Here is a 26,609-nt window from a genome sequence, read left to right as displayed (position 1 = left end):
CAACAGAAACAGCCGGGAACAGTACCGATTCCGGTGCCTCATAACCTTTCCGCTGGCAAAACGCCATGGTAGGCGGCATCGAAAGATCAAAGCGGCTTGCCGCAGCGAGAAATCAGGAGGCCCATGATGACCGAGGAAATCAACACCGCCCTGCTTGCCGAACTGAAAAGGCTCGCTGACGCCGTGCAGCGGCTGGCCGGACCGGCACCTGCCGTCAACGATTGGAATGCGGCCGACTGTTTCGTCTGGGCACCGTCGCGTCAGTATCTGCAGCCGGTGAAGAAGCCGAACCGGGTGGCGCTGAAACTCATCCGCGGTGTCGACCACGTGCGCGACATCCTGCATGAGAATACGGTGCGGTTCGCCGAGGGTTATGCCGCCAACAACGTGCTTCTCTGGGGCGCGCGCGGCATGGGCAAATCCTCGCTTGTCAAGGCCGTGCATGAGGATGTCAGGCGCGAGAGCGGCATTCCGCTGAAGCTGGTCGAGGTTCATCGCGAGGATATTGCGAGCCTGCCCAACCTGCTCGACCTGCTGAAGGACACGCCGTACCGTGTGATCGTCTTCTGCGACGACCTCTCCTTCGATCACGACGACACCGCCTACAAGTCACTGAAGGCGGCACTCGATGGCGGGGTCGAAGGGCGGCCCGACAATGTGCTCTTCTACGCAACGTCAAATCGGCGCCATCTTCTGCCGCGTCACATGATGGAAAACGAACAGTCGACGGCGATCAATCCATCGGAGGCAGTCGAGGAAAAGGTTTCGCTGTCCGACCGCTTCGGTCTTTGGCTCGGCTTTCACAAATGCAGCCAGGAAGACTATCTCGGCATGATTGACAGCTATGCCGATCACTTCAAGCTCGGTCTCGACCGTGACAAGATGCATGCCGAGGCGCTGGAATGGGCAACGACACGCGGTGCGCGCTCCGGCCGCGTGGCCTGGCAATATATCCAGGATCTGGCCGGACGTATGCGCGTTCATATCGACCGGGCGTAGGCGCCTCTCCCGAAGCGGAACGGACGAGATCTAAAAATGACAAAAGCCCGGCTGGCGGCCGGGCTTTTGCGCTCCCTGGTACGCTATACCTATTCCAGGAAAGTCATCGGATTGACCGGCGAGGCGTCCTTGCGGACCTCGAAATGGACCTGCGGCTGCTTGACGTCGCCGCTCATGCCGGAGACGGCGACGGTCTGCCCGCGCTGAATCTTCTGACCACGGGTGACGCTCAGCGTGTCGGCGTTGCCGTAGACGGTGACGGTGCCGTCGTCGTGACGGACGAGTACCGTATTGCCGAGCTCCTTCAGGCCGTTACCGGCATAAATGACAACGCCGTTTTCCGCGGCTTTGATCGGCGTTCCCTGCGGCACCGAGATATCGATGCCGTCATTGCGGTTGCCGTTGACGTTGGCGCCGTAGGCGGCAATCACCTGACCGCGGACCGGCCAGCGATATTTGCCGATGCCGGTCGATTCCGGTGCGTCGGAGCTGACGTCGGACTTCTTCTCGACATCGTCAACGGACTGGGTGGCGACCGGCGCCTTGTAAGGCGCGGGCTGAACGGAGGCGGTCTGTTGGGCGGGCGCCGGATCAGCCGGCTTCGACTCGACCTTCTCAGCCGGGATCGAGGCGGTCTTGACAGTATCTGCACTGCCATTCGGAAGCTTCAGGGCCTGTCCGACACGCAGCGAATTCGCCGAAAGATTGTTGGCCGCCTTGAGATCGTCGATGTTGGTGCCTGTCGCCTTTGCGATCTTCGCCAGCGAATCGCCCTGCTTGACGACATAGCTGCCGGCCGGCGTCTTCGGGTCCTTGCCGGCGCCAACCGGAACCTTGCCGGTGGGATCGGCGCTCGCTATGGTCTTGTCCCGGGCGGAATTGGCGCCGGGGACGACAGCGACCTTCTGTTCCGGCGCCTTGGCCGGGTCCGGCATATTGCCGGGCTTGGAAAGATCGGTCGCCTGCGAAGCCGCCTTGACGGCATTGCCGCCATTCAAAGTCGGGATCAGGATTGCCTGGCCAGGTTTAGCGGCAGAAGCCATCTTCAGATTATTGACGCGCAGGATTTCCTTTTCCGGAACGCCAAAGCGCCGCGATAACGTCGCAATGCTCTCACCCGGGCGCAGCGTGACGGAAGGTGCGTTGGTCGCGGACCAACCGGAAACCTTCGGCGTCGTGCCCGTCGTCAAAGAATCGGGCGTCGGCTTCGGGGCAGCGGGCGCTACGAGCCGCTGCTTATCAAGCTGCGCCGAAGCGGGGAACGGCTGGGCAAGCGCGACTTCCTTTTCCCGCTGGCGGGACGGCGCCGCGGCCGTCGGAGCGGCGAGATCGGAACGCTGTATCGAGACCGGCGAGGAAGCCATGCGTGCGCTCGACGTGCGCACCGGCTCGTAACTCTGACGCGCCGGATAGGGCTGATTCAGCGTATTATTGCCGCCGCCGTAACCGGACTGACTGGCAACGGCGGAACCGCCGAGATCGGCGCGCGGCACCGGATCGCCTTGCTGACCGCTGGGCGGAATGGAACTGGTGGTAATCTGATCCCGCCCCGAGGAGGAAAACAAGCCGCCGAACCGTGTCACATCGGAACTGCAGCCTGTTGCGGTACTCGCCAGCAGGCCAACAACCAGGAGATTACCGGCCGACTTACTGAACTTCGGCGAAAGACTGAAACGCATTGACTCGACCCACTGAGAACGCAACCATTTGTGAGTCTATTAAAACGCGTTAGTGTTACCACGCGGTTAAGAGGCTGGAATCAGTGCGATATTTTTGAGAAGTTGATAACCATAGCTTACGGGTGAAAAATCGCAGTGCCTGGAAGGTAATCCCGAAAAGTGCGCGGTCTTTCAGACGCTGCCTCTACAGCAGCGATGCAAGACGCGGAACAATCGGCAGATAAGGGGCTTCGAACAGTTCCTCGCGTTCGAAACGGCTGCCGGTTTTCGTCAGCCGCACCATGCGACACTCATTCTCGGAAATCATCAGCGGCGCAATCATCGAGCCACCGGAAACGAGTTGGTCGGTATAAAAGCGCGGCATGGCATTGAATGCGGCGGTGACCAGAATGCGGTCGAAAGTGCCCTCTCCCTGCATGCCGGCGCTGCCGTCGGCGTGGCGGATGACAACATTGCGCAGACCGAGCGATTCCATGCGCCGCTGTGCAGCCGTCGTCAGCGTCTTATAGCGGTCGATCGACAGAACACGCTCGGCCAGACGGCCCATGACAGCGGCGGTGAAGCCGCTGCCGGTGCCGACTTCCAGGACGCGCTGCCCCGGTTTGAGCTTCAGGTGATGCAGGATGCGGACGACAAAATCGATGCCTTCAAGGAAAGAGCCGCATTCGATCGGTATCGTCCGGCTCGAATAGGCGTCGTCTGAAAATTGCGGCGGCACGAACAGCGAGCGCTGTGTCTGCTCGACCGCCGTCAGCAGATCGAGATCAGAGATGCCTTCGGCACGCAGTCTGAGGACGAGCGCCGCAAAGCCCTCCTTCTCCGCCAGTCTTGCCGTCAAACTTGTGCTCCGTATCCCAAGGCCCGCGCCACGCGGTCCGTCACGGAATAATCGGTCAGATCCAGTTTCAAAGGCGTTACCGAAATCTTGTTATGCTTCAGGGCGTGAATATCGGTGCCTTCGATGAAGGCGCCGGCGCGTTCGCCGAACTTCAGCCAGTAATAGGGAAAACCCCGGCCGTCGGAGCGGGCGTCGACCTGCAGGTTGAAGGCGAGCTTGCCCTGCATGGTGACCTCGGCGCCGTCGACCTCGTCGGGGCGGCAGTTTGGGAAGTTGAGATTGAGGAACGTACCGTCCGGCAGGTCCAGCACCATCAGTTTTTCCAGAAGAGCCGGTGCATGTGCTTCGCAGACCTCCCAGGGCACGATACGCGCGCCGTTCTCGTAAAGATAAGCTTGGCTCAGCGCAAAGGAGCGCACGCCCTGCATCGTGCCTTCGATGGCGCCGGCGATCGTGCCGGAATAGGTCACGTCGTCTGCGACGTTTGAACCCGAATTGACGCCGGAGAGGACAAGATCAGGTTTGATGTCCATTACCTGGCGGATGCCCATGATGACGCAATCCGTCGGCGTGCCGCGCAAGGCGAAATGCTTGTCGGAAATCTTGCGCAGCCGCAAAGGCTCAGACAGGCTCAGCGAATGGGCCAGGCCACTCTGGTCGGTCTCGGGCGCCACGATCCAGACGTCGTCGGACAGAGTGCGGGCGATCCGCTCCAGCGCGGCAAGGCCTTCGGCATGGATGCCATCGTCATTCGTGAGCAGGATGCGCATCGCCTCAGGCCGCCCCTTCGATCTTCGTCATTCCGCCCATATAGGGCAGCAAAACGTCCGGAATCGTGACGGAACCATCTTCGTTCAGATAATTTTCGAGGATTGCGATCAGGCAGCGGCCGACAGCGGTGCCGGAACCGTTCAGCGTGTGCACGAACTTGTTGCTCTTATCGTCCTTGCCGCGGTAGCGCGCATTCATGCGCCGGGCCTGGAAATCGCCGCAGACCGAGCAGGAGGAAATTTCGCGGAAAGTGTTCTGCCCCGGCAGCCAGACTTCGAGATCGTAGGTCTTGCGCGAGCCGAAGCCCATGTCGCCGGTGCACAACGTCATCGTGCGGAAATGCAGGCCAAGACGCTTCAGCACTTCCTCAGCGCAGGCAGTCATCCGCTCGTGCTCGGCGATCGAACTTTCGGCGTCGGTGATCGAGACGAGCTCGCACTTCCAGAACTGGTGCTGGCGCAGCATGCCGCGGGTGTCGCGGCCGGCCGAACCCGCCTCGGAACGGAAAGACGGCGTCAAGGCGGTGAAGCGGAGCGGCAGCTTCTCCTGGTCGAGGATTTCCTCGCGCACCAGGTTGGTCAGGGTCACCTCGGCCGTCGGAATGAGATAACGGCTGTCGGTCGTCTTGAAGAGATCCTCTTCGAACTTCGGCAGGTTGCCGGTGCCGAACAGCGCTTCAGCGCGCACCATCAGCGGCGAACTGACCTCGGTGTAGCCGTGCTCGCTGGTGTGGAGGTCGATCATGAACTGTCCGAGCGCCCGCTCGAGCCTGGCGAGCGGCCCGGTCAGGACCGTGAAGCGCGAGCCGGAGAGCTTGGCGGCGCGCTCGAAATCCATATAGCCGAGCGCCTCGCCGATTTCGAAATGCTCCTTCGGCGTGTGGTTCCAACGGGGCTTTTCGCCGACGATGCGGCTGACGGCATTGTCGTGCTCGTCCTTGCCGACAGGAACGTCGTCCAAGGGCACGTTCGGAATGCGCGAGAGAGCGTCGTTGAGCTCAGCGGAAAGCAGACGCTCCTCCTCCTCAGCTGCTGGCAGCGTCACCTTGATTTCTGCAACCTCGGCCTTCAGCTTCTCGGCAAGCTCGGTATTCTTCTGCGCCATGGCTGCGCCGATCTCCTTCGAGGCGGCGTTGCGGCGGGACAGCAAATCCTGCGCCTTCTGCACGGCGGAGCGGCGCTTTTCATCGAGGGCGACCAGAGTTTGGGCCAGAGGCTCGGCGCCGCGCTTGGCAAGGGCGGCATCGAGCGCTTCGGGATTCTCACGGATCCATTTGATATCGAGCATCGTCGTTCCAACTCGTTGCAACAGAAGTGACCGGTCGGAGAAACCGACCGGACAGGAAATGGCAGACCTCGGGAAAATGTCGGAAACCGGTCAGACGTTGTCCGTCTTGGCGACGTCGGAGGAACCAGAAGCCTCTTCAAGTGCCTGTCGGGAACGCTGACGCTCCACGAGTCGTGCCGCGTAGATGGAAATCTCGTAGAGAAGGATCGTCGGCAGCGCAAGGCCGATCTGGGACATCGGATCCGGCGGCGTCAGCACGGCGGCGACCACGAAGGCGAGCACGATGGCGAACTTGCGCTTTTCGGCGAGCCATTGCGACGTCAGCAGACCGACGCGGGCAAGCAGCGTCGTGATGACGGGCAGCTGAAAGACAAGGCCGAAGGAGAAGACCAGCGTCATGATAAGGCTCAGATATTCCGAGACCTTCGGCATCAGCGAGATCGCCACCTCGTCATGACCCGGCGCCTGCTGCATCGACAGGAAGAACCACATGACCATCGGCGTGAAGAAGAAATAGACGAGCGCGGCACCCATCAGGAACAGGACCGGCGACGCGATCAGGAACGGCAGGAAGGCCTGGCGCTCGTTCTTGTAGAGGCCAGGGGCCACGAACTTATAGACCTGGGCGGCAATGATGGGGAAAGCGACCACCAGGCCGCCGAACATCGCCACCTTGACCTGGGTAAAGAAGAACTCCTGGGGCGCGGTATAAATCAGCTGGGCCTTCTCGACGTCGAGATGCGCCCATTCCACGGCCGTCTTGTAGGGGATGACCAGATAGTTGAAGAGATGCTTGGCAAAAAAGAAGCATACAATGAAGGCGATGAAGAACGCCCCGATCGACCAGATCAGCCGCGTGCGCAGCTCCATCAGGTGCTCGATCAGCGGCTGCGGCTTGTCTTCGATATCACCGCTCATGCCTCGTCCTTCTTCTTCTGGGTCGGCTTCTTCGGTGTTGCAGGCTTCCTGACTGCCGCGGCGCGCTTCGGCTTTTCCACCGGTACGGCAACGGCTGCGGCGGCATCGACCTTGTCGGCAGCCTTGACGCGTGGCCTGCGCACGGCCTTCGGCTTCTCGGCGACCGTATCGGCCTGAGCAATCGCTGCTGCGACCGGCTCAGGCTGCTCAGGCGCCGGCACCAGGGGCGGCGTTTCCGGCAGGCTCATCGACGGCGTCGGGGCCGAGACGGCAGCCGGCGGCACTTCGGTCTTATTTTCCGGAGCAGCAGTCGTCTTCTGCAAGTCGGCTTTGATCTCGTTGCCCATCTGGCGAAGCGGGTTCATCGCTTCACGCAGGCTGTTGACCGGGTTGAGCTTCTGGGCGTCGCTGATCGTCTGGCGGACATCGTCAAGCTCGGCTTCGCGCAACGCTTCGTCGAACTGCGCCCGAAATTCACCCGCAACCTTGCGGGCGCGCTGCGTCATCTTGCCGAAAGCGCGCAGCATCGGCGGCAAATCCTTGGGACCGACAACGACGATCAGCACGACCGCGATGACCAAAAGCTCGGTCCAGCCAATATCGAACATGCAAGGCTCCTGGACGGGAAGCGCGGGGGCTGCGCTTTTTCCCGGACTTGTTTACTTCGTTTCGTCGGCCTTGTGATCGACGGTCTTTGCCGTTTCCGGCGCGTCTTCGTCCGTCATGCCCTTCTTGAAGCTTTTGATGCCCTTGGCGACATCGCCCATCAGTTCCGGAATCTTGCCGCGCCCGAACAACAACAGCACGATGACCAGAACGATCAGCCAGTGCCACATGCTAAGAGAACCCATCACTCTAACTCCCTGTTTCGATGTTCCCACGATGTAAGGAATTCTAACACCGTTTCCAACATCAAGCCCTTTGAACTGCGCTTAATGTCACGGTATCGCCCTTTATGACAAGCCACAGACCCGTCGAAAAATGGTGAGCACCATTGTTTTCGTCATGCATGGCAAAAGCAAGAGGAAGTCCTTCAATCTTCGGAGGTAGAACGTGGGGCAAGCAACCCCAGTTCTTCGAGATCCATCTGGGTGATCGGATCTTCGTCCTCGGTCAATTCGTCGTTCATCGAAGGCGAGGGAATATTGAAGTTCGTCGGGATCCGGCCCGACAAAAGGCCCGCCCCCTTCAATTCTTCGAGACCCGGCAGATCGCGCAGTTCTTCCAGGCCGAAATGGTCGAGAAAATCGCGGGTCGTGCCCAATGTCACCGGCCGGCCAGGTGTGCGCCGGCGGCCGCGAAACCGCACCCAACCGGCTTCCATCAGCACGTCGAGCGTGCCGCGCGAGGTCTGAACGCCGCGAATATCCTCGATCTCGGCGCGCGTCACCGGCTGGTGATAGGCGATGATTGCGAGCACTTCCAAGGCAGCGCGCGAAAGCTTCTTCACCTCATTGTCGTCACGGCGGATAACGAAGGAGAGATCGGCGGCGGTGCGGAAAGCCCAGGCACCCTCGACCTGCACGAGATTGACCCCGCGCGGCGCATATTGCTCCTTCAGGCGCAGCATGATCGCGCGCACGTCGGCGCCCATCGGCAGGCGCTCGGCGAGGAAAGCTTCGGAAACCGGCTGCGAGGATGCGAAGACCAGCGCCTCGGCAGTGCGCTCCGCCTCGATCTCGGCCCGCAAGTCGCGGCCTTCCCCCTCGAAATCCTCTTCGCTCCCGGGATCGATCAAACCGGCCGCTCCTGTTCAACCACCTGCAACGTGGCGTGCTTGGGACCGCGACGCATGTAGATCGGCTGAAAGGCGCCGTCCTGACGGATTTCGAGCTTGCCCTCGCGCACCAGTTCCAGCGAAGCGGCGAAGGCGCTGGCGATCGCCGTCACGCGTTCCTCGGGCGCTGCGAGATAACGCAGCAGATAATGCTCCATCGCCGTCCAGTCGCCGACCTCGCCGATCATCTGGGTCAGCAGCTCACGGGCATCGGTCAGCGACCAGACATTACGCCTCTCGATCGTCACCTGGGTGATGGCATGGCGCTGGCGCAGCGCCGCATAGGCGGTCAGGAGATCGTAGAGGCTTGCGGCGTAAGCCGATTGTTGCCGATCGGGAATGTGCTCGGGTGCACCGCGGGCGAAGATATCGCGGCCGAGGCGGTTGCGGTTGACGAGGCCCTCCGCCGCTTGCCGCATGGCCTCGAGGCGCTTTAGGCGGAAGGCGAGCGTTGCCGCCATCTCCTCGCCCGAAGGGCCGTCATCCTTGACTTGCTGGGGTATGAGCAGCCGCGACTTGAGATAGGCAAGCCAGGCCGCCATGACGAGATAATCGGCGGCAAGCTCGATGCGGATGCGCCGGGCGCTTTCGACGAACTGCAAATATTGTTCGGCGAGCGCCAAGACCGATATGCGCGACAGGTCGACCTTCTGGTTGCGGGCGAGATAGAGCAGCAGGTCGAGCGGGCCTTCGAATCCGGCCACGTCGATCACCAGCGCCGGTTCGTGACTGGCGCGCTCAGCGCCGTTCTCCTGCCACAGCTTGTCCATCGGCGTTGCCGCCTGCGGACGTTCCGCGCCCTTGACCGTGCTCACCACCCTGCTCTCCTACGATCACACCGACACAAACATTGCCTCGAATTCCGCCCTCAATTCCGCCTCGTCGGCAGTATCCGGAGCCGCAAAGCCTGCTTCTACCGCTTTTGCGCGGGCAAGCGAAAGACCGGCGAGCGGCGGAACATTTGCCACGACATCTAGCATCTCGTCCATCTTGCCATTGCAATGCAGCACGATATCGCATCCGCCTGCAATGATATTCGCCGCCCTTTCGCCGATCGTGCCGGAAAGCGCGTTCATCGAGCTATCGTCGGAAAGCAGCAGACCGCCAAAGCCGATGTGCTGACGGATGACGCCGTCGATCACTTTGCGCGAGGTCGTCGCCGGATTGTCCGGGTCGATTGAGGTGAAGACGAGATGGCAGGTCATTGCCATCAGTTCGTCTTTCATCGCGGTGAAGGGCGGGAAATCATGGGCCTCCAGCTCATCGCGGGATACGGTAACGACAGGCAGCTCCAGATGTGAATCGGCAAAGCCGCGACCATGGCCGGGCATATGCTTCATGACGGGCAGCAGGCCGCCGGCCTTCAGCCCCTCGCCAGCCGCCCGTCCCATTGCGATAACCGTCAGTGGATCGCCGCCATAGGCGCGGTCGCCGATGACGTTGCTGCTGCCTTCGACCGGCACGTCGAGAACCGGCAGGCAATCGACATTGATGCCGAGCTTCGAAAGATCGAAGGCATGCAGGCGCGACATCAGCCAGGCGGCGCGCAGCCCGAGCGCCCGGTCGCGGCGATAGAGATCGCCCAGCGCCTGGCCTGAGGGATAACGCGGCAAAACCGGCGGACGGATGCGCTGAACGCGACCCCCCTCCTGGTCGATCAGCACCGGTGCGTGCCAGCCGACGCTGTCGCGCAGCTCGGCAACGAGATCAGTGATCTGCGCTGCTTCGGAGATATTGCGCCCAAAGAGAATGAAGCCCCAGGGCCGTTCGTCCCGGTAAAAGGCCTTTTCTTCGGATGTGAGGGCAAGGCCGCTGCAGCCAAGGATCATCGCTTTTGATTCGGTCATGGAGGAATCATAGACGGCAGCGGGCCAAATGCGAGCAAACGCGGGCGCGATGCACAAAAAAGAGCGGCGGGCGATCCGGCTCGCCGCTCTCATAATTCAAATGGCTCAATGTTACTTGGAAATCAAGCAGCTTCCCCCGGCGGCGCGATACTTTTCGCAAAGCGCTGCGGCTTCATCTTTGGAGCCGACCGGGATGCGGACACGGTAGAAAGTGCCCTTACCGGCGATATCTGCCCTGCGGATTTCATGGGCGCGGCCACCAAGCACGCCGGCGAATTTCTTCGACAGGTTTGCATAAGATTTATTGGCCTCATCCTCCGACGGCAGCGATGCTATCTGGAGGCCGTAGCCGCCTGCAGATGCGGCTTGCTGCGGCTGGGCGGCGGCCGGCGTTGCGGCGGCGACCTGCGTCGGCTTTGGCTGCTGCACGGGCGTGCGGACGTTACCCTGGTCGGTAACCGTGCCGACGACGTTGACGGGCTGCTCGGCCGGGCGGGCGATCGGAACCGGGGCCGTATCGGCGATCGTTGCCGTCTTGACCGGCCGTACCGGCGCATCGACCGGTGCGGGATTTGCCGCCTGCTCATCGGCACTTGCGGCAGGCGACGGCTGCGCCGGCGCAGCTTGAACTGGTGCTGCAGAACGCGCATCGGCGGAAGCAATCTCGGCGCTTGCCGGGAAGCTTGCAGCCGTTCCGGCGACCGGCGGCGCGATCGGGGCCGACGGCGCAGACGGGGCGGACTGCGCCGTCACTGGCGTCTGGGCAGACGGCATCGGCTGCGCAGGCGGCGTCGGCTGGTCGACCGGCGCGGACTCCTCGCGGGCGACCAGCGTGCCGTCAGGCTTGACGATCATCGTGCGGACCTTGCGCGGCGAAACGGATGGCGCCTTGTCAGCGTCGCTTGCGGAATTGTCGTCCGCGTTGGCGTGGTTCGGCAGCAGACGCGGATCCTCCGTCTCGCCAACCGCCGTCGGCGTGACACGATCGTCAGCGCCGGCGTTCTCGTCATCCTCTGGCAATGCCTCCGGCGTCAAGGTTCGCTGGACGACATCGACCGGCGCCTCGTCCGAAGAGACGAGCGCCTTCTGCTTCGGCTCCTCGGCGGAACCCGCAACGCGGTCGTAGACGGCCTTATCCTGGTTCGGAACCGTCTTACCACCGGGATTTTCCGGAACGACCTTGACCGGCTCCTTGTCCGCGGTGATCACACGCGGCTCGCCGGATGCGACAATACCAAGCCCTACGCCGTTCGAGACGGAAGAATAAACGCCATAACCGACCCCGGCGAAGACCACCAATACCACGGCCCCGGCCAGCAGCCGGCGCATCGACCGGGCGCGGCTGAAATCAGCAGCCTGGCTTGCCGACTCGATGTGGACCTCGGAGGTTTCCCGGCGCTCGACCGGCTCGCGCACGCTGCGGCGGAAATCCTCCTCCAGGGCTCGTTCGAAATCATCGAGACCGTCGGCTATCGTCGGCTTGACCGGCGTTGCCGCAGCAGCAGCCATATTACGGGCGGACGCCGCCGTTTCCCGCGGCTTGGCCGGCTCGAAGAAGCTCGCGATCTCCGCATCGAGATCGAAATCGAAATCCGCAGTTTTCGCGACCGGAGCGGGCTGCTCGACCGGCGGCAGCGCCGGCACATGCATGTCCTCCACCGTCTCGGGACGATCCTCGGGATCGGAGATCATCGCCGGATCGAAGGGCAGATCTTCGGTCGATTCAGCGGCGGACGCCTCTGCAGCGGGTGCCCAGTTGAAAGCCGGAGCTGGGGCCGGCTGCTCAGAAACCAGGGCCGGCGCCGGCTGCGCCGGGACAGCGGCCTGCGGGTACTCACGCGTTGCCTGCTGGGGCGCAGCGGGCGCCGGCTGCGCCTTTGGCTGCGGCGCAGGCTCGGCTGCTTCGGAAAAATCAAGATCGGCAAGTTCCAGCTCGATACCGGCGAGGTCCAGTTCGAAATCGTGGCCCGCGAAGGGATCATCGGCTTCCGGCGCTGGCTGCGGCGCCCGTGAATAGGCCGTTGCGACAGGCTGGGGCGGCATGACCGCGGCAGGCTGCGGCGCGACCGGCCTTGCGGCTTCGGCAGCATGGGCAGGCGCCATTTCGATCGGAGCGGACAGGACCGGTGCCGGAGCGATCTCCTCTGATTGAACCGGTGCGGCAGTGATCGGGGCGACTTCGACGGGAGCGGGCTCCGGCGCAGCCGGCGCCAGATTGGCGCGCTGCAATACCGGGCGGGGCACGGGATAGCGCGAGACGTCGGCCAGCAGGTCGTCGACATCGAAGGTGCCGGCGGTATGCGGAACCTCAGGTCCGACCTCGGTCAGCGCGGCATCGGCCTGGATCTCGCCCTCGACGGCGGCCGCGAGATCGAAGCCGGCGTCGGATCCGAACTCTTCCAGATTATCCTCGACCTCAACGAATTCCTCGGCTTCAGCAGTTTCTTGCGGCGCAATTGCCTCATCGTGGCGATCGAGCTCGGCGGGAAAGCCGAACGACGGCGCCGCGGATTCGAACTCCTCGGGAGGTTCGACAGCGGCAACGGGCGCCGGCTGCTCGATAACGGGCTCCGGCTCGGCGGAGGCGAGATCGGCAACCGCTGATTCAGCCGCCGGTTCAGCGACTGCTTCAGCTGCGGGCGCAGCGACTACTTCGGCGACCGGTTCGACCACTGTCACCGGCTCCTGACGTTTTGGGGCATGGAAATTGGCGAGCGGCAGCCTGATGCTGGCGGCCGACCATTGCGGGGTTTTGGCGGGCTGCGACAGTGAAGAGACCGGCGCCGCACCGATCGACAGCTCAAGTTCCTCGATCAGATCGCGGGCGCCGCCGAAAGCGGCTTGGGTCGGCACCTCGGAAACAGGATCGATGGACAGCTGGTGGGGACCGGCCGCTCGGTCGGCAGCGGCTACGTCCCAGTTCCTTGCCGGAGGTTGGGCAGCTTCTTCCGCGGCGACGGGACCAACGGAGACGGGCTCCGGAACATCCGCGTTTACGGGAGAAGCATCGAGAACGGGCTCGACATAGTCTTCGGAAGCGAAGCCGTCGGAGATCGGCTCGGCCGGCCGATCGAGCTCGGCCAGCGGACGCGGCGAATCGTAGCGATCGAACTCCCGCCCGAGCTCGTCTTCCAGATCGAAGGCGGGTTCGCGCCGGGCGGCGTCGCTTATGGTATTCGCCGCAACACGCGGCTCGAAACCAACGATCCGGGCAAGTTCGGCCAACGGATCGTCGTCGGCAAACAGATCTTCTTTTCCGCGCGTATCATACGCAAGTTGTTTCTCAGCCATGCCTATCCCACTCGCAAACGCCAACGCTCAAATGCCAGCGCATTGTGGGTAAATGGTGACGTTATCGCATTTCGTCAGGTGCGGCAGTGCCTGTAATGGCAAGTCCCGACTTCAAAACCGACGCGACGGCGTACACCAGCCCAAGTCTGGCAATAGTTGATTCTCGGTTTTTATCATTAACAAATCGTAATTCCGGCTGATCTTTACCTTTGTTCCAGTGCGCGTGGAACGCACTAGCGAGGTCGTAGAGGTAAAATGCGATGCGATGCGGCTCCTGCGACTGGGCGGCTGCCTCGACGATACGCGGGAATTCGGCAAGCTTGGCGACGAGCTGTAATTCGGCCGGATCTTCAATGCCAGCAACGGCTTTCGCAAGATCCTCTGGCGAAACATCGAGGCCGGGAAAAGCCTCCCTTGCCTGCCGGAAGACCGACATGCAGCGGGCATGCGCATATTGAACGTAGAAGACGGGATTATCCTTCGACTGTTCCGTCACTTTGGCGAAATCGAAGTCGAGCGGTTCGGAATTCTTGCGATAGAGCATCATAAACCGGACCGAATCACGGCCGACTTCCTCGACGACATCCCGCAGCGTGACGAAATCGCCGGAGCGTTTCGACATCTTCACCGGCTCACCGTTGCGATAGAGTTTGACGAGCTGGCAGAGCAGCACGGTCAGCTTCGCCTTACCTTCCGAGACCGCGCGCGCAACCGCTTCCAGGCGTTTGACGTAGCCGCCATGGTCGGCGCCGAGCACATAGATCATCTCCTCGAAGCCGCGGTCGAACTTGTTCTTGAAGTAGGCGAGGTCGGCGGCAAAGTAGGTGTAGGAGCCGTCCGACTTGATCAGCGGCCGGTCCATGTCGTCGCCTACCTCGGTCGAGCGGAACAGCGTCTGCTCGCGATCTTCCCAGTCCTCGGCAACCTGACCCTTCGGCGGCGGCAGCGTGCCCTTGTAGACATACCCCTTGAAGGTCAGGTCGTTGATCGCCGTGCGGATCGCCGCTGCGCCATTGGCATGCAAGGCGCGCTCGGAGAAGAAGATATCGTGATGGACGTTCAGCGCCGCCAGATCTTCGCGGATCATCGCCATCATCGCATCGATCGTGCGATCCTTGACGATCGGCATCCATTCCTCTTCCGGCATATTGTGCAGCCGGACACCGTAATCGGCGGCAAGCGACTGGCCGACGGGCACGAGATAGTCGCCCGGATAGAGACCCGACGGGATTTCGCCGATCCGTTCACCCAGCGCTTCGCGATAACGCAGGAAGACCGACCGGGCGAGCACGTCGATCTGCGAACCGGCGTCGTTGATGTAATATTCCTTCTCGACGCCGTAACCGGCAAAGGCGAGCAGGTTGGCGAGCGCATCGCCGACGACGGCGCCGCGGCAATGGCCGACATGCATCGGGCCGGTCGGATTGGCCGAGACATATTCGACGTTGACCTTGCGACCTTGGCCTAGGGTCGAGCGGCCGTAGTCGGTGCCGGCGCCGATGACGGAAGCCAGCAGCCGCTGCCAATAGCCGACGGCGAGACGGATGTTGATGAAACCGGGACCGGCTACCGAAACATCGGCGACGTCGGCGTCCTCCTTAAGCTTCGCGATAAGGACATCCGCAAGGGCGCGAGGATTGGTGCCGAGCGGCTTTGCCAGCACCATCGCGGCATTGGTCGCAACGTCGCCATGACTCACATCGCGCGGCGGTTCGACCGTGATGCGGCCGAAATCGAGCTCAGAGCGCTTTTCCCTGACCAGATCGATCTGTTCAAGGGCGGTTTTGATCCTGGCTTCGAAGTCGGTAAAAAGGTTCATCGCACTCTTCCATGCATAGGCTGTGCCAAAGGGGCAAATCGGCCTTCGGCGGGCGACCGCTGCCTATCGCAAATCCGGAGTGTGGTCAAACAATCGCCTGTGGGCACTGATCGCATAGGTGTCGGTCATGCCGGCGAGGTAATCGCCGACATGGCGAGCCTTGGGCGCGTCGGCGAGCCCGGCGATATGATCGACCCAGTAATGGCTCTGCATCTCCTTGGGACTGGCCATGTAGGCGGCAAAGAGATCCGTGACGATCTGGGCAGCACCGGCGCGGATGCGCATGATATCGGGATTGCGGTAGATGCGCTTGAAGAGCATTGCCTTGATCTGCCTGTCGGTTTCGGCCATCCCTTCGGAAAAGGTGGCGATAACCCGGTCGGCGCCGCGAATGTCGGCTGCGCTCTCGGGACGAAGAAGTGAAAGGCGCTCCTGCGCAACGCCGATGACGTCCTCGACCATGCGGGTGATCTGGCGGCGCATGATCTCGTGGGTGAAACGGCTCGGTTCCAGATGCGGGTAGCGCCCCCTCACCTCGGCCATCAATCCCGCAAGAAAGGGGATTTCCTCCAGCATGTCGAAACTCAGATAGCCGGAGCGCAGGCCGTCGTCGATATCGTGTGTGTTGTAGGCGATGTCGTCGGCAATCGCCGCGACCTGGGCTTCCAGGCTGGCATAGGTTGCGAGTTCGAGATCGTGCAGTTCGCAATAATCGAGGATCGGCTGCGGAACCGGACCGCGCGTGCCTGCCCCTTCCGGCGTCAGCAGCGGACCATTGTGCTTGACCAGGCCTTCGAGGCTTTCCCATGTCAGATTGATGCCGTCGAATTCGGCATATCGCCTCTCGAGCTTGGTCACGATGCGCAGCGATTGGGCATTATGGTCGAAGCCGCCATAGGGCAGCAGCACCTCGTGCAGCGCGTCCTCGCCGGTATGGCCGAACGGCGTGTGGCCGAAATCGTGCACCAGCGCCACGCCCTCGGCCAAATCCTCGTCAAGTTTCAGGGCGCGGGCAAGCGCGCGGGCAATCTGCGCCACCTCGATCGTATGCGTCAGCCGGGTGCGGTAGTGATCGCCGTCCTGGGCGATGAAGACCTGGGTCTTGTGCTTCAGCCGGCGGAAGGCGGTTGTATGAACAATGCGGTCGCGGTCGCGTTGGAAGTCGGAGCGAGTCGGACTGCTGTCTTCCGGATAGAGGCGCCCACGCGTCGTCCACGGGTCGGCCGCATAGACCGCCCTCTCGCTGCCGCCGAAACCTAAAGCCCGCCTGTCAATCGTCATTCTTCACCGTCATTCTGCCTGTTGCCGCATCTGCCCATTGACGCCGCTTTGCCCTCTTCATACCTATAGCCCGACGAAACGGCAAAGCGGCATTCGCCGACCGCTTCGGCGCATCATGGCCTTTTTGCGAAGATCATGGTAAGTTCCTTTGATATCAGGCATTTGAACATTCGAGTGCCAAAACCCATTCTCTCCGGATCTTGACCCCGGCAGGAGGAAATATGACGGATACGAGTGTAACTCTTTCGGATGCCGCGGCAAAGCGTATCGCCGCGATCGTCAGTGCTGAGGCCGGCAAGAGCGCGCTGCGCGTTTCCGTCGAAGGCGGCGGCTGTTCGGGCTTTTCCTACAAGTTCGATCTTGCCGACAGCGCTGGGGATGACGACATCGTCATTGAAAAGAACGACGCGAAGGTGCTGATCGACAGCCTGTCGCTCGTCTATATGGCAGGGTCCGAGATCGACTTCGTCGACAATCTGCTTGGCCAATCCTTCCAGATCAAGAACCCGAATGCGGTGGCAAGCTGCGGCTGCGGCACCAGCTTCTCGATCTGAATATCCGAACGGACAACGTTGTCCCCAACGACCGGCGGAAGAATTCCTTCCAGCCGGTTTATCGGCTTGTCCAGCGGCGAAAGACCACGATAAAAGGAGCGCACTGAAGCGCGTCGCGATCTTTCAGATTCGCTTGGCCCACGCTTTAGCTCTTTGGTTTTCCGCATGTCGTCAATCGCAAAACCGCCGCACGTTTTTGCGCGACATGCCCTAGCGAACGGGACAGAGCATGAAGATCGCGACCTGGAACATCAACGGCGTCAAGGCGCGCATCGACAATCTCACGCAATGGCTCAAGGATTCCGATCCCGATATCGTCTGCCTGCAGGAGATCAAGACGGTCGACGAAGGCTTTCCCCGGCTGGAGATCGAAGCGCTCGGCTATCATGTCGAGACGCATGGCCAGAAGGGATTCAACGGGGTCGCGATCCTCTCCAAGACTTCACCTTTTGAAGTCAACCGCGGCCTGCCCGGCGACCCGCTAGACGAACAGGCGCGTTTCCTGGAAGCGGTGTTCACACTGCCCGACAGCCGCATCCTGCGCGTCTGCTGCATCTATCTCCCGAACGGCAATCCCGTCGACACCGAGAAATACCCCTACAAGCTCGCCTGGATGGAGCGTCTGAGGAGCTTTGCGGCCGAACGGCTGGCCTATGAAGAGATGCTGGTGCTTGCCGGCGATTACAACGTCATCCCCGAACCGCACGACTGCTTCGATCCCAAGGTCTGGGAAAGCGATGCGCTGTTTCTGCCGCAGACGCGGCAGGCCTTCCGCAGGCTCGAAAATCTCGGCTTGATCGATGCAGTGCGCGCGACGACGGACGCGACGCGTCTCTATTCCTTCTGGGATTATCAGGCGGGTGCATGGCCGAAGAACAACGGCATCCGCATCGACCACCTGCTACTGTCACCGGAAGCAGCCGACCGGATGACGTCGGCTGCTATCGAAAAACATGTGCGGGCCTGGGAAAAGCCGTCCGACCATGTACCGGTGATCGCCTATTTCGATTTCGCGGCCTGACATTCCGAGCCCATGGCAGCGCGTCAACTCAGGGCGCGATGGAGACGCGCGGGTTGAATGCCGCGGGCGCTGAACGGAAAGCGTCAATCAGAACCGCTCGCGATGGCGTGCGACAGCGAAACTGCCGTGCGACGGTCGGCCTCATTGGCAACCGAGAAGGCCTGCTCCTGCAGCGCTTCCATCCAGCTGCAATCCTTCGGCTTGCAGCGATCGAGAGCGGCGGTCATCAGCGCGAGACCGCGAGCCGTCTGGCCTTCGTCGAAAAGGATGTTTCCGAAAACGGCCATGGCACCGGGATGGCCACTCTTGCGGGCCTGGTTCAACCACTTTTTCGCCTGCTGCGGGCTGGAACTACCGCCCTCGCCGGCCAGCATCATCTGCGCCAGCTGGAACTGTGCTTCGGGAACGCCAAAGGTGGAGGCCACCTGGAAGTAAAGCTGGCGCGCCTGAGTGAGATCAATCTTGACAGGGCTGCCGGCAATACCGTGCTTGTAGTAATTTGCGAGCGAGAGAAGAGCGTTGACGAAGAAGCCTGTGTCTTCCGAGCCGGGTTCGACACCCTGCTGGGCGATCTCACTATAGATCTTGAAGGCTTCGAAATCGTCCTGGGTGACGCCGTCACCATCGGCATACATGTTGGCGAGCGCCCAGCGCGAACCGGTATGACCCTTTTCGGCGGCGTATTTGTAGGCTTCTACCGCCTCCTCCTTCTGTCCGTTTTTATAGGCCTTGAAGCCGAACTTGAACAGATCGAAAGGACCGGACTCCTTGCTGACGTCGCTCTTGATGTCGAAAGCATGAACCGGACCGGACAGCGATATTGCCACCCACATGCTCACCAGCATGAATTTGAACAGTTTGAACTCGGACGTTACCATTTCAACCGATTTCTTTCGTTCATCGCGCGCAGTCGGCGCTGACGCCGGGCATACCGCGGATGTATTCTTTCGAGGCGAGCGATCCCGCGGCGGGCTCCATGGCCCCTTTGCCCGCGTCGCATCCAGCCCATAGGCCTTTTCTCAAAGGCCTAATTTTCAGCACATCATTCACGACCACCCGGCTCCCGGCATGGCCCGACTGCAATCTTCCTGGCGCTCTTTCGGCGGGCGCGACATCCGCCTCCCCGCCTTTATCGCATTCGTAAATAGCAAATGTGACCAAACCGGTATCGACATCTGCCGCGAAGCCCGCCTGCCTGTGCGAACGGGCAGACAACGACGATGATGGATGGATCGACGGCGTGATCTTGAGGTCGAACTTGTGGCCGGAACAGCCTTGGCCGGAAAGAAAAACGGCCGCAATCATGCGGCTGTCGCCACTTGCGCCGTACGATCTGCTGTTACCGGAAAAAAATCGACTCATGCTACTGATTACACGCACCGTAAGTCTGCCATCACCTCGCCCGCAAATACCGCTGCGCTCTCTTTGTGGCGGGAAATGGACAAATTCACCCCATCGCCACCATACGCCATTCGTCGTAAAAAACTGTTGCTGAATCGTCACAAAACGAGACCAGAAAATAACATGATTAATGGGCGCACATAAAGAAGAGCCCGGCAGTGCCGGGCTCCTCAATTCTTCAGAACGTGGAATTAGAACTTGATCTTTATGCTTGTCGACAGTGCAGCGACCAGATCATCGTCAAAGGAATAGGAGACATCATCTCCATATGTGACGCCATTCCGGGTCACAGCACCAGACGAACCGCTCGTCAACACGCCCACGGCCCCTGCAAAGCGCCATTCGATATGCTCTGTGGGCGTATAGGCCGCGCCGAGACCGAGCGTCCAGCTGTCTGTCTGCGCGCCATAGCCTTGGCTTGTGCCGCGGTCCCATGTCAGGCTGACTGCACCGGCCCATTGTTCATTGAACTTGTGGCCAACACCGCCGGAGATCGTCCAACCATCACGATAAAGAAGGTCGAGTGAGGTTAGACCACCCGCGGGGCAAGGCAAACCGTTGGTCGGGCAGAATGCTACCGACTGCAGCACGCTCCAATTCGTCCATTTAACCGATCCGAATGCAAGCCAATCCGGAGCGATTCCGCTTTGCAGCTTCAACTCCAGCGAATCCGGCGCTTCGGCGGAGCCGGAAACAGGTGTGACTAAGCCCCCGAATAACGGCACCACCGGAACCTGACGGAGATCGACGGTCCCGGACAGGTCATCGTACTTGACGCGACTGTTATAGACCAGGCTCGCACGCATCGCATATTCCGGGATCTCATAAGCGATGCCGGCGCGCCAGCCCCAACCACTGTCGTCAATATCCAGACGACCGACGCCGGTTCCAGTCCCGAGCAGAAGCGGAAGCGTTGAAACCAGACGTTCCTTGAAGCCTTCGACTTCCTGATAAAAAGCACCGCCAATGAAGCGAAGCTGCCCAGGGCCGACATCAAAACGATAGGAGCAGGTGCCGCCATAGTTGCGGGTTTTGATCTTTGTCTCAATGTTATCATTGGCGCCGGCCCAGTTCAGGCCGGGGTCGGTGTGCGCGCCGAAGGGCTCCGAATAGTCAACGAGGCAGTCGACTGCATCGCCAAAACCAGCCTTAAAACCAATATAGGGGATGGTGTAATTTGAGGTGTCGTCAGCCGTGTCTGGACGGCTGTTCAGATTGCCGCCCCCTGTAAGTATCGACGTATTCGTGTCTCGGACATCCTTCAGCTTACGCTGCGGCGTGACGTAAGTCACGCCCGACTGAAATGAGAAAGGCGATGTATCGAACAGCTGATCGATGTTATAGCCGCCGCGCTCCAGGCCACCGGCGAAGGATGGCGAGCCAAGCGACGAAAGAAAAACGAGCGACGTTACGCCCTTGGAAAACATACGCGATGCCATTGTGTCTCCCCCACTCCAGCAATTGATGTACGCCACTTTAGTAAGCGTTCGCTCGACATGGCAACGCGCCCCACGGCCTCGCTCCCAGGCATTGCAGCGGCTAACTTACGTAAAGAAATTGACGGACACGTCAAAAAATCCGGTTAATAGAATATTATTCTAGAGTTATCAATTTTGAGTTTGGCGTTTGGGTTTTCATTCCAAACATTGCAAATGCTGTATCAATCCAACAACAGTGACAGTTTTCACCAAATGGATAACCGCAGAGCCAAAATCCACGGGCTCAGCCCCTGAAATCAGCAGCGTTCAAGACCGAATCAGAAGCGCCCCAAAAACCAAAAGACGCGCCCGATGGGGGCGCGTCCTTGATATAAATTACCAAAATCGGCGACAAAACTTATCCGGCTTCGGTCACCCTCAAAAGGGCGGTTTTCAAGCTGGCGATCTGCCCCTTCAACTCATCGAGACGCTCGCGCTCGGCCTCGACCACCTCGGGGTTGGCATTGGCGACGAACTTATCGTTGGAAAGCTTGCCATTGATGCGAGCGATTTCGCCATCCATCTTGGCGATCGCCTTTTCCAGACGGGTCTTTTCGGCGGAAAGATCGATCAGATTGCCGAGCGGAAGGCAGACAGTGGCTTCGGCGACGACGATCTGAGCCGCGCCCTTCGGCGCATCGTCGGAAAGCGATATCGCTTCCACGCGGGCAAGCCGCTTGATGGCGGCGTCGTGGCGGAACAGCCTTTCGCGCGTGAGATTGTTGGCCTTGACGACGACCAGCGGGGCGGTCGCCGACGGTGGCACATTCATTTCGGCGCGCACGGAGCGGATGCCTGAGACGAGGTCGATCAGCCAATTGATCTCGTCAGCGGCTGCGTTATCCGCATAGGACGGCGCCGGCCATTCGGCATGGCACACCAGCGTGTCGCGCTCCTTGCCTTCGCCTGCGGTATGCGCCCAAAGCTCTTCGGTCATGAAGGGCATGAAGGGATGCAAGAGCTTATAGATCTCTTCGAGAATATAGGCGCTGCAGGCCTGGGCTTCGGCCTTGGCGCCCCCGTCATCGCCATTGAAGACCGGCTTCAGAAGCTCGAGATACCAGTCGCAGACTTCGTTCCAGACGAAACGGTAGAGCGCGCCGGCGGCATCGTTGAAGCGGAAGGCTTCAAGCGCTTCCGTTACGTCACGTTCCGTACGGGCAAGCTCCGTCAGGATCCAGCGGTTGATGGTGAGCTCGGCGGCCTCCGGAACGAAGTGCGGATCGCTCTTAGCACCATTCATCTCGGCAAAACGCGTGGCGTTCCAGAGCTTGGTGCCGAAATTGCGGTAGCCGGCGATGCGGGCCGGATCGAGCTTCACGTCACGGCCCTGTGCGGCCATGATCGCCAGGGTGAAGCGCAGCGCGTCGGCGCCGTATTCGTCGATCAGTTCCAGCGGGTCGATGACGTTGCCCTTCGACTTCGACATCTTCTGCCCGTTCTTATCGCGCACCAGTGCGTGGATATAGATCGTATGGAAGGGTTCGACGGAATCGCCATTCTCGTCCTTCATGAAATGCAGGCCCATCTGCATCATGCGAACGACCCAAAACGGGATGATATCGAAACCGGTGACGAGGACATTCGTCGGGTAGTAACGCGCAAGTTCCGGCGTCTCGTCGGGCCAGCCGAGCGTCGAGAAAGGCCAGAGCGCAGAAGAGAACCATGTGTCGAGCACGTCCTCGTCCCGCGTCAGGATTTCGCCAGGCTTGAAGTTTTCGAGCAGGTCCTCGACATAGGCCTTCATCGGCCCCTCATGCGAGAGGTAATGCTGGATCGCCGCCTGCAGCGCCTCCTCCTCGGTTTTTTCGACGAAGACTTGGCCGTCGGGACCGTACCAAGCCGGAATCTGATGGCCCCACCAGAGCTGGCGGGAGATGCACCACGGTTCGATGTTCTCCAGCCAATTGAAGTAGGTGTTTTCCCAGTTCCTGGGAATAAATCTGGTCCTTCCCTCGCGAACGGACTCCAGGGCAGGCTGCCCCAATGTCTTGTTGTCGACAAACCATTGTTCCGTCAGCCGCGGCTCGATCGGCACGCCGCCACGGTCGCCATGCGGGACCATATGCTTGTGCGGTTCGATCTTGTCGAGAAGGCCGGCCTCTTCGAAGATCTCGACGATGACCTTGCGTGCATAGAAGCGGTCCTGCCCTTCCAGACGGTCCCAGGCGCCATGCAGCGCCGCCGGATTGTCGAGACCTTCAAGGAAATCCTCATTGTCCTTGATGGCAATGGTGCCATCGACGTTCATGACGTTGATCGCCCGCAGTTTCGCGCGCTTGCCGACTTCAAAGTCGTTGAAATCATGGGCAGGCGTGATCTTCACCGCACCTGTGCCGGCCGTCGGATCAGCATAGGAATCGGCGACGATCGGTATCCTGCGGCCGACGATCGGCAGGATCACATGCTTGCCGATGATCGGCTTGTAACGCTCGTCTTCGGGGTTCACGGCAACGCCGGTATCGCCGAGCATCGTCTCCGGCCGCGTCGTGGCGACAACGATATAGTCACGCGTCTCGAACTCAGTCGGCTTGCCTTCCTCGTCGAAGGCGATCGGATATTGATAGGTGACGCCGGGCTCGAGCGGATAGCGCAGATGCCAGAGATGACCCTTCACCTCGTGTTGTTCGACCTCCATGTCGGAAATCGCCGTCAGGAGTTTTGGGTCCCAATTGACGAGGCGCTTGTCCTTGTAAATCAGGCCTTCCTTATAGAGCGTGACGAAAACCTCGAGAACGGCTTGCGACAGGCCTTCGTCCATGGTGAAGCGCTCGCGTGACCAGTCGCAGGACGCGCCGAGGCGCTTCAGCTGGTTGAAGATCAGACCGCCCGATTCCGCCTTCCATTCCCAGATCTTGTCGATGAAGGCTTCGCGGCCCATCTCGCGGCGGCCCGGCAGCTGCTGCTCCATCAGCTTGCGCTCGACGACCATCTGGGTGGCGATGCCGGCGTGATCCATGCCCGGCTGCCAGAGCACGTCCTTGCCGCGCATGCGCTCGAAGCGCACCATGATGTCCTGCAGCGTATTGTTCAGCGCGTGCCCCATATGGAGCGAACCGGTGACGTTTGGCGGCGGGATCACGATGGTGAAGGTCTCGGCCCCTGGTTTGGCGTTCGCGCCGGCGCGGAAGGCGTCCGCCTCATCCCATTTCGCGGCGATTTTCGGTTCGACTGCGGCGGAATCATAGGTCTTGTCGAGCATTTTCTGACCAATTTCGAGGTTCGAGGATGGGGGTTGTAAATAGGATGGCCACGGCCAAGTCAATAAAAAAGCCGCCCCGGAGACCGGAGCGGCTTTTCCAGGAAAAATCAATCCGATCAGCGGCGCGGGCCGCGCGCCACGCGCTCGATTTCCTCGCGCACCAGCCGTTCGACCAGAGTCGGCAGATTGTCATCAAGCCATTCACGCAGCATCGGGCGCAGCATGTCCTCGGCAATCTCGTCCAGCGACCGGCGCTCGGCACCGTCGATCGCCGCGGCAAGCTCCTCGAAGGAGCGGCTGATCTGCAGACCGGCATCTTCCGAAAGCAGGGCGGGCTGGGCCTCCTCGACAACGCTCGGCAGGAAACGCTCGGTCGACGAAGGAGCGGGCTCCAAAGCCGGTGGCGCAGTTTCGGCGGCAGCAGCGGCTTGATCGGCGACGGCGACCCGCGGTGTTTCGGCAAGCGCCGGCTCAAGCGGCTGCCGGACGGGACCAGAGGAAACGGGTGCTGCGGCAGTGGTAAAAACAGGCTGTGCCGGCTGCGGCTGCGGACTTGCAGCGCGCGGCGGCTCCGGCATGACGGCCGGCTGCGGCTCCGGCTGGCGGAAGCCGCTCGGAATTTCGCGCAAGGCTTGACCGGCCTGCACGGCGCTGCGCTCGGAGGCGGCGCGCACGCGGGCTGCGACATCGGCAAGCGACAGCGCGCGGGCCGGAGCTTCGGTCTCAGGGGCGGTGCCGGCCGAATTGGCGGCGACGAAACGCGGATCGGACGAGCGCATGGCCGGTTCGGGAAACTCGACGCCGGCATAGGTGTCATCCACCGTCAGATGGATTTCGGAGCCGTTGTCGTCGTCGTCAGCGCCGTAAACCGGCGGCACGGAAGCTGAAATCGCCTTGCCGGCGCCGGGTTCATTGCTTTCGATGATCTGGCGAATGGAGGCCAGAATTTCTTCCATGGACGGTTCACGCGCTACACTTGGCTGAGCCATATCTATCCCCGTTATCCCAACACAACGATCGGACGGTGTGGAGCGTTCATCCGAATCACCACGACCTTAGAATACCCCAGACGCGAAAAAAATCATCGAGAATCAAATGAATGCGGCCATGCACAGTTTTGTTACCCAATGTTTGCCGCCCGCCATCCGGGACGACAACGCCAGGATAAAATATGTTTGTGAAGGCTTTCCGGCAGCACTGACAGAAACGGGCGCCAATGGCGCCCGTCGCTCGAATTCACCAGGGAGAACGACGTCAGAAAACGAATTCGCGCGCCTTGGCAAAACCCGGCAGTGGCTTGACTGAAGCGTTGAAGAAGACGTTTTCCGAGATGGCGCCGCGCTCGGCGACGAAGACCTTGGCGCGAGCGGCATTGCCATAGCCTTCGACCGTGACCAGACGGCCGCCATCGCGCAACTGCCCGAGAAGAGCGGCCGGAACCTCCTCGACCGCGCCGTTGACGAAGATCAGATCATAGGGAGCGCCGGCGGCATAGCCTTCTTCGAGGGGACCGGTCACGACCTCGATCTTGCCATAGCCGGCAACGTTTGCCTTCGCTTCGGCAGCCAGCGCCTCGTCGCATTCAAGGGCAATGACCGAGCCGGCGATGATCGACAGCAGCGCCGTTGTATATCCCGTGCCGCACCCGACCTCGAGCACGAAATCGTCTTTGCCGATGGTGGCCAGCTGCAGCAGCTTGGCAAGCGGCGAGGCCTCCATCAGGAAGCGGGCCGGCTTGCCCGGCGCGGCGGGTGATATTTCGACGTCGTTGTCGATATAGGCCAGCAGCTTTGATTTCTCCGGCACGAAAGCCTCGCGCGGCACGGTAAGAAAAGCCGTCAGCACGGAATGCGAGGTAACATCCGTCGTGCGGATTTGGGTGTCGACCATCTTTGCGCGCGCTGCTTCGAAATCCATCATGTCCTCTCGCTCTTGAAAAGCGGTTCCTGTCCCTCGTCTCTTAATCTCCGCCACGGATGCTTTCAAGGCTTGGCATCGGTCGGCGAAAAGAATCCGCCAGGCGGCTCTTTCTCGCCACAGGAGGCAGGGTGCTGCAACGCAAGCGTGATATGCCCTCCCCCCTCATGTTATAATTTGCAGCGGAGTGAATAGGAGGAGCAGGCCAATGTCTGCGATTTTCGAATATTTCACGCTGTTCGATTTTCTTATCGTCGCAGCGCTCGTCGGCATCTTTTGCTGCGGGCTGCTGGACGGTGAGACGACCTGAGGAGATCGAGCGCCGAGGCACACTCCGGCGCAGCTTGCCTGGAGCCCGCGACCATCCAAGTCGGGGACGCGGGTTGGGAGCGCTTGACCGTAAAATAGCGTGCGACCGAGCGATCACCTCGAAATCAGCAAGGTTCCACAACCCTTTACAGCGCTGAGGAGAAATTGGAGGCCTCGCCCGGAATTGAACCGGGGTACAAGGATTTGCAGGCTTTTGCCG

Annotated in this window: 22 protein-coding genes; 3 read left to right on the top strand and 19 right to left on the bottom strand. The window is 61.0% G+C overall.

Features of this window, described 5'->3' with window-relative positions; translation table 11 throughout:
* Positions 1–126: 126 nt before the first annotated feature.
* On the top strand, positions 127–999 hold the full coding sequence (locus tag NMA58_RS07740; protein ID WP_430960563.1) for an ATP-binding protein: 873 nt from the start codon (positions 127–129) through the stop codon (positions 997–999).
* 89 nt (positions 1,000–1,088) lie between these two features.
* Here the strand turns inward: NMA58_RS07740 and NMA58_RS07735 are convergent, their stop codons facing one another.
* The 13 genes from NMA58_RS07735 to NMA58_RS07675 form a co-directional block, all read right to left on the bottom strand.
* A complete protein-coding gene (locus tag NMA58_RS07735; RefSeq protein ID WP_434712870.1) occupies positions 1,089–2,678 on the bottom strand; it encodes a peptidoglycan DD-metalloendopeptidase family protein in 1,590 nt (529 codons plus the stop codon).
* 184 nt (positions 2,679–2,862) lie between these two features.
* Positions 2,863–3,516, bottom strand: coding sequence for a protein-L-isoaspartate(D-aspartate) O-methyltransferase (locus NMA58_RS07730; RefSeq protein WP_210628123.1), 654 nt, complete (start codon positions 3,514–3,516; stop codon positions 2,863–2,865).
* On the bottom strand, positions 3,513–4,286 hold the full coding sequence (gene surE, locus NMA58_RS07725; protein ID WP_221138362.1) for a 5'/3'-nucleotidase SurE: 774 nt from the start codon (positions 4,284–4,286) through the stop codon (positions 3,513–3,515). The genes NMA58_RS07730 and surE overlap by 4 nt, the downstream gene beginning before the upstream one ends.
* A gap of 4 nt (positions 4,287–4,290) precedes the next feature.
* Positions 4,291–5,574, bottom strand: coding sequence for a serine--tRNA ligase (gene serS, locus NMA58_RS07720; RefSeq protein WP_434712869.1), 1,284 nt, complete (start codon positions 5,572–5,574; stop codon positions 4,291–4,293).
* Positions 5,575–5,664: 90 nt separating this feature from the next.
* Positions 5,665–6,492 carry a twin-arginine translocase subunit TatC gene (gene tatC, locus NMA58_RS07715; protein ID WP_085777932.1) on the bottom strand — a complete coding sequence of 276 codons (828 nt, stop codon included), beginning with the start codon at positions 6,490–6,492 and terminating at the stop codon, positions 5,665–5,667.
* Positions 6,489–7,100: a Sec-independent protein translocase protein TatB gene (gene tatB / locus NMA58_RS07710; RefSeq protein WP_434712868.1), complete on the bottom strand. Its 612-nt coding sequence runs from the start codon at positions 7,098–7,100 to the stop codon at positions 6,489–6,491. The genes tatC and tatB overlap by 4 nt, the downstream gene beginning before the upstream one ends.
* Before the next feature lie 51 nt (positions 7,101–7,151).
* Complete coding sequence (locus NMA58_RS07705) at positions 7,152–7,343, bottom strand: twin-arginine translocase TatA/TatE family subunit (protein WP_011425113.1); 192 nt, start codon at positions 7,341–7,343, stop codon at positions 7,152–7,154.
* 182 nt (positions 7,344–7,525) lie between these two features.
* Positions 7,526–8,230, bottom strand: a complete 705-nt coding sequence (gene scpB / locus NMA58_RS07700) for an SMC-Scp complex subunit ScpB (protein ID WP_434712867.1) — start codon at positions 8,228–8,230, stop codon at positions 7,526–7,528.
* Entirely contained in the window at positions 8,227–9,084 is an 858-nt protein-coding gene (locus tag NMA58_RS07695) for a segregation and condensation protein A (protein ID WP_085780051.1), read from the bottom strand. Before NMA58_RS07695 ends, scpB begins: the two co-directional genes overlap by 4 nt.
* Positions 9,085–9,102: 18 nt before the next feature.
* Complete coding sequence (nagZ, locus tag NMA58_RS07690) at positions 9,103–10,116, bottom strand: beta-N-acetylhexosaminidase (RefSeq protein ID WP_434712866.1); 1,014 nt, start codon at positions 10,114–10,116, stop codon at positions 9,103–9,105.
* 111 nt (positions 10,117–10,227) lie between these two features.
* Entirely contained in the window at positions 10,228–13,407 is a 3,180-nt protein-coding gene (locus tag NMA58_RS07685; protein WP_434712865.1) for an SPOR domain-containing protein, read from the bottom strand.
* A 61-nt stretch (positions 13,408–13,468) separates the two neighbouring features.
* Complete coding sequence (gene argS, locus NMA58_RS07680) at positions 13,469–15,226, bottom strand: arginine--tRNA ligase (protein WP_434712864.1); 1,758 nt, start codon at positions 15,224–15,226, stop codon at positions 13,469–13,471.
* A 63-nt stretch (positions 15,227–15,289) separates the two neighbouring features.
* The gene (locus tag NMA58_RS07675) at positions 15,290–16,507 is read right to left on the bottom strand and encodes a deoxyguanosinetriphosphate triphosphohydrolase (protein WP_183700909.1); all 1,218 of its coding nucleotides are present in this window, start codon (positions 16,505–16,507) and stop codon (positions 15,290–15,292) included.
* Between the two features lie 221 nt (positions 16,508–16,728).
* Between NMA58_RS07675 and erpA the strand changes: the two genes are divergently transcribed.
* Positions 16,729–17,061 carry an iron-sulfur cluster insertion protein ErpA gene (erpA, locus tag NMA58_RS07670; protein ID WP_085777925.1) on the top strand — a complete coding sequence of 111 codons (333 nt, stop codon included), beginning with the start codon at positions 16,729–16,731 and terminating at the stop codon, positions 17,059–17,061.
* 229 nt (positions 17,062–17,290) lie between these two features.
* Positions 17,291–18,082: an exodeoxyribonuclease III gene (xth, locus tag NMA58_RS07665; protein WP_085777924.1), complete on the top strand. Its 792-nt coding sequence runs from the start codon at positions 17,291–17,293 to the stop codon at positions 18,080–18,082.
* Positions 18,083–18,165: 83 nt separating this feature from the next.
* Here xth and exoR read toward each other — a convergent pair whose 3' ends face one another.
* From exoR to NMA58_RS07635, 6 genes are all read right to left on the bottom strand, one after another.
* A complete protein-coding gene (gene exoR / locus NMA58_RS07660; RefSeq protein ID WP_085777015.1) occupies positions 18,166–18,960 on the bottom strand; it encodes an exopolysaccharide production regulator ExoR in 795 nt (264 codons plus the stop codon).
* A 19-nt stretch (positions 18,961–18,979) separates the two neighbouring features.
* On the bottom strand, positions 18,980–19,585 hold the full coding sequence (locus NMA58_RS07655) for a hypothetical protein (RefSeq protein ID WP_434712863.1): 606 nt from the start codon (positions 19,583–19,585) through the stop codon (positions 18,980–18,982).
* A gap of 89 nt (positions 19,586–19,674) precedes the next feature.
* Positions 19,675–20,922, bottom strand: coding sequence for an OmpP1/FadL family transporter (locus NMA58_RS07650; protein WP_434712862.1), 1,248 nt, complete (start codon positions 20,920–20,922; stop codon positions 19,675–19,677).
* A gap of 397 nt (positions 20,923–21,319) precedes the next feature.
* Positions 21,320–24,163 (bottom strand): valine--tRNA ligase, encoded by a 2,844-nt coding sequence (locus NMA58_RS07645; RefSeq protein WP_434712860.1) that lies wholly within the window; start codon positions 24,161–24,163, stop codon positions 21,320–21,322.
* 116 nt (positions 24,164–24,279) lie between these two features.
* Complete coding sequence (locus tag NMA58_RS07640; RefSeq protein ID WP_221113250.1) at positions 24,280–25,152, bottom strand: DUF2497 domain-containing protein; 873 nt, start codon at positions 25,150–25,152, stop codon at positions 24,280–24,282.
* Positions 25,153–25,417: 265 nt separating this feature from the next.
* Entirely contained in the window at positions 25,418–26,083 is a 666-nt protein-coding gene (locus tag NMA58_RS07635) for a protein-L-isoaspartate O-methyltransferase family protein (RefSeq protein ID WP_434712859.1), read from the bottom strand.
* Positions 26,084–26,609: the final 526 nt, after the last annotated feature.

This window comes from Rhizobium sp. YTUHZ045, assembly GCF_051124255.1.
GTDB lineage: Bacteria > Pseudomonadota > Alphaproteobacteria > Rhizobiales > Rhizobiaceae > Rhizobium.
This window is presented reverse-complemented; position numbering and strand designations above follow the sequence as displayed.